General features: G+C 60.1%; 3 protein-coding genes. All 3 read left to right on the top strand.

Translation table 11 applies throughout. The annotated features are described in order from the left end of the window. Nucleotides 1–341: 341 nt before the first annotated feature. Entirely contained in the window at nt 342–878 is a 537-nt protein-coding gene (gene pyrR, locus A9Q02_RS19365; RefSeq protein ID WP_097654725.1) for a bifunctional pyr operon transcriptional regulator/uracil phosphoribosyltransferase PyrR, read from the top strand. A 64-nt stretch (nt 879–942) separates the two neighbouring features. Continuing rightward, nucleotides 943–1869 carry an aspartate carbamoyltransferase catalytic subunit gene (locus A9Q02_RS19360; protein WP_097654726.1) on the top strand — a complete coding sequence of 309 codons (927 nt, stop codon included), beginning with the start codon at nt 943–945 and terminating at the stop codon, nt 1867–1869. 12 nt (nt 1870–1881) lie between these two features. Next, a complete protein-coding gene (locus tag A9Q02_RS19355) occupies nt 1882–3375 on the top strand; it encodes a dihydroorotase (RefSeq protein ID WP_097654724.1) in 1494 nt (497 codons plus the stop codon). Nucleotides 3376–3703: the final 328 nt, after the last annotated feature.

Here is a 3703-nt window from a genome sequence, read left to right as displayed (position 1 = left end):
TGCCCTTGCGGGTGCCCTTGCGGGTGCCCTTGCGGGTGCCCTTGCGGGTGCCCTTGCGGGTGCCCTTGCGGGTGCCTACACGGAAGATGCAATCGCCCTGGACGGCAGAAGATGACGGATTGACAAGCGCCGCCCCGTGTGCTACCTTTAGCTAGCCTTTAACGCAGCCCCGTGAGGCTGTAAAGGAGTGCTTGTGAGCAAGTATTGCGCGTCATTATGGCGCGAAGCGAGCCTGACCCGTGTACCCTGATCCCAGGGTGGGGTCAGGTTTTTTTGTGTTTCCGGGCATCTGATGGGCGGGCGGTACACCGGTATGGTGACCGACCTAAGCGAGGCGAATGATGAGCGAGCAAAAGCAGATCCTGACCCCTGACGACATTCGGCGGGCGCTGGTACGCATTGCGCACGAAATTGATGAGCGCAACGGAGGTTTGCAGGAGGTCATCCTGGTAGGAATTCGGCAACGTGGTGTGCCGCTCGCCGAGCGGATTGCGGCATCGATTGCTGATTTTGAGGGTATTCGTGTTCCGGTTGGGCAACTTGACATTACCCTCTATCGTGATGATTTGCGGATGCGCGGGCCTACGCCCCTGGTACGCAAGACCGAGATTCAGCATGATCTGACCGACAAAGTGGTCGTCCTGGTTGATGATGTGCTCTATACCGGGCGGACGGTGCGGGCGGCACTTGACGCGATTGCGGATCTTGGGCGACCGGCGTGCATTCAACTGGCCGTGCTGATTGACCGGGGGCATCGTGAATTGCCGATTCGGGCTGATTTTGTCGGCAAGAATGTGCCAACTTCGCGGAGTGAACGGGTAGCGGTGCATGTGCGTGAGATTGATGGTCAGGATGGGGTGGTTATTTCGCGTGCGTAGTTGAGGCGCGGAGGAATTTAACGCAGAGGCGCGGAGGCGCGGAGGGGGAGCGAAGATGGAGATGGTGAGTAGACGGCGGCGGCATGTCATTGATCTTGATGAGATGACGGCGGCGGAGATCGAAGAGATCCTTGAGCTTACCGAGAGCATGAAAGAAGTGCTTGCGCGTGAGATCAAGCAAGTACCGACCTTGCGTGGGCGAACGGTCGTCAATATGTTTTTTGAGGATAGTACGCGAACACGGATCAGCTTCGAGTTGGCGGCGAAAGCCTTGTCGGCGAATGTCGTCTCGTTTAGTGCGCGGGGAAGCAGTGTTGAAAAGGGTGAGTCACTGATTGACACCGTGCGCACCTTGCAAGCGCTAGGCGCTGAGATGGTAGTCATTCGACACAGCCAAGCGGGGGCCCCGTATCTGGTGGCCCAGCATTTCGCGGGGGCGGTCATCAACGCGGGCGACGGACGGCATGCGCACCCGACGCAAGCCTTGCTTGACCTCTTTACGATCCGGGAGCGACTGGATCGCATCCGCGGGTTGAAGGTCGTGATTGTTGGCGACATCCTGCACAGTCGGGTCGCCCGTTCGGATCTGTGGGGATTGACCCGACTGGGAGCGCATGTCACGCTCTGTGCGCCGCCAACGCTCCTGGGGCCGGCCCACTTTTGGACAGCGACGTGGCCGCAGATCAGCATCAGCCATCGGCTTGACGAAGCGCTCGAAGGGGCCGACGTCGTGATGGTGTTGCGTCTGCAGAAAGAGCGAATGCAGGCGGGCTTATTGCCTTCATTGCGCGAGTATAGTCGGGCCTATGCGTTGACCCCTGAGCGGCTCGAGCGGCTTGGTGCCGAGACGTTGATCATGCATCCAGGGCCGATGAACGAAGGGGTCGAGATCTGGCCCGAGGCAGCGACAGCCCCCAACTCGGTGATTGAAGCCCAGGTAACCAATGGGGTCGCGGTACGGATGGCGTTACTCTACTGGTTGGCAGGATAGATGAGGTGAGCAATGCGCTATATTATCAAACACGGGTCAATCATTGATCCTGCCCGTCGGGTCGCAACGGTGGGCGATGTCGTTATCTGTGATGGCGTCGTTGAGCAAGTAAGCGAACTTGCCGATTGGCATGCCGATAACGAAAGCATTGGGGATGATATCGAAATCATCAACGCACGTGGAGCGGTCATCGCGCCAGGTTTTACCGACTTGCATACGCATTTGCGGGAGCCTGGCGAAGAGCAGAAAGAGACGATCGCGACGGGCACCCTAGCGGCGGCGCGTGGGGGTTTTACGACCGTTTGTGCGATGCCGACGACGCGGCCAACCCCTGACACGGCAGCGGTCGTGCGCCATGTGCAGGCACTGGCGCGACGCGAGGGGCATGTACGGGTTGATGTGATTGGTGCGTTGACCCAGGGATGCGCGGGCAAAGCGCTGGCCGATATGATCGAACTCAGCGAAGCGGGGTGTATTGCCTTTAGTGATGGAGGGCACCCGGTGGCTGATGCTGGTTTGATGCGCCAGGCCATGACCTATGCCGCAGCGCTTGGTGTTCCGGTGATGACCCATTGTGAAGAACCTGGTCTGACGCGAGGATGGGCGATGCACGAAGGGATTGTCAGCACCCGTCTGGGTCTGGCCGGCTTTCCTGCGGCAGCGGAAGAGGCGATGCTTGCGCGTGACATTGCGCTGGCGGAATTGACCGGGGTGCATCTGCATGTCTGCAATGTGAGCACAGCGGGTGCGGTTGCGCTGCTGCGTGCAGCACGGGCACGAGGGGTACGGATCACGGCTGAAGTCACGCCACATCATCTGACCCTCACTGATCGCTGGGTTCTGGGCAAACTTGTCCCGCACGAAACCGTGGCGGTACCTGCTGGGCCACCGCCCCCGCCAGCATCATCGCGCAAAGGGCGACGAAGTGCGCCTCCGGAACAGATCATCCCCTCGTGGCTTGATCCAGCCCTGTTAGAACCATACGACACGAGCACACGGGTGTGCCCACCGTTGCGTACGCAGGCTGATGTTGATGCGCTGGTCGCGGGGTTACGGGATGGCACGATTGACGCGATTGCCACCGGGCATGCGCCGCAGGCGCGGGTGGATAAAGAGTGCGAATATGGGGTTGCCGCGCCGGGGATCAGCGGGCTTGAAACAGCGCTAGCGCTGGTGCTCACGCTGGTACATCGTGGCGAAATGGATCTGGTCAACCTGGTCGCCAAACTGACGGAAGGACCGGCGCAGGTACTTGGGCGTTCGCCGGCGACGCTGCATCCTGGAGCGCGGGCGGACATCGTCATTTTTCAGCCTGATCAAGCCTGGACGGTTGATGCAAGCCAATTTGCCTCGCGGGGGCGCAACACACCGCTGCATGGACAGCACCTGAAGGGCCAGGTCATGCTGACGATGGCGGCGGGCGAGATTGTCTTTCGGCGGGATCATTTTGGGCGGAGCGGAGAGCCTCGGCGGGCAACATCACGCCTGGACGGGTTTCTGGACTAGGCCCAATACCTTGCCCATAAGGCGGTTTGTTTGACGCAAAGGCGCAAAGGCGCAAAGGTTTTCGCGGAGGTGCGCTCACCCTTCGCAACTTGGCGGCTTGGCGTGAGCTTCTTTGCATGGTATTGGGACGAGGCCGGATTTAGTTGTTAAGTCCAATAAACGGCTTACACGTATTGTGCAGGAAAAGCGCCTGGGCGAGCCAGCGGGCGAGGAAAAAGGGAGCGCAAGGATCCTGGTGGTAGGGCTTCTTGAGATACTGTTGGCGAACCCCAGGCTAGGAGCCACGCAGGCGAACATTGCCCTACCCAAACGCGGTTGCAGCGGGTAT

It is taken from the genome of Candidatus Chloroploca asiatica (assembly GCF_002532075.1).
Lineage (GTDB): Bacteria > Chloroflexota > Chloroflexia > Chloroflexales > Chloroflexaceae > Chloroploca > Chloroploca asiatica.
The sequence above is the reverse complement of the archived record's forward strand: the minus strand, read 5'-3'. Positions and strand labels throughout refer to the sequence as shown.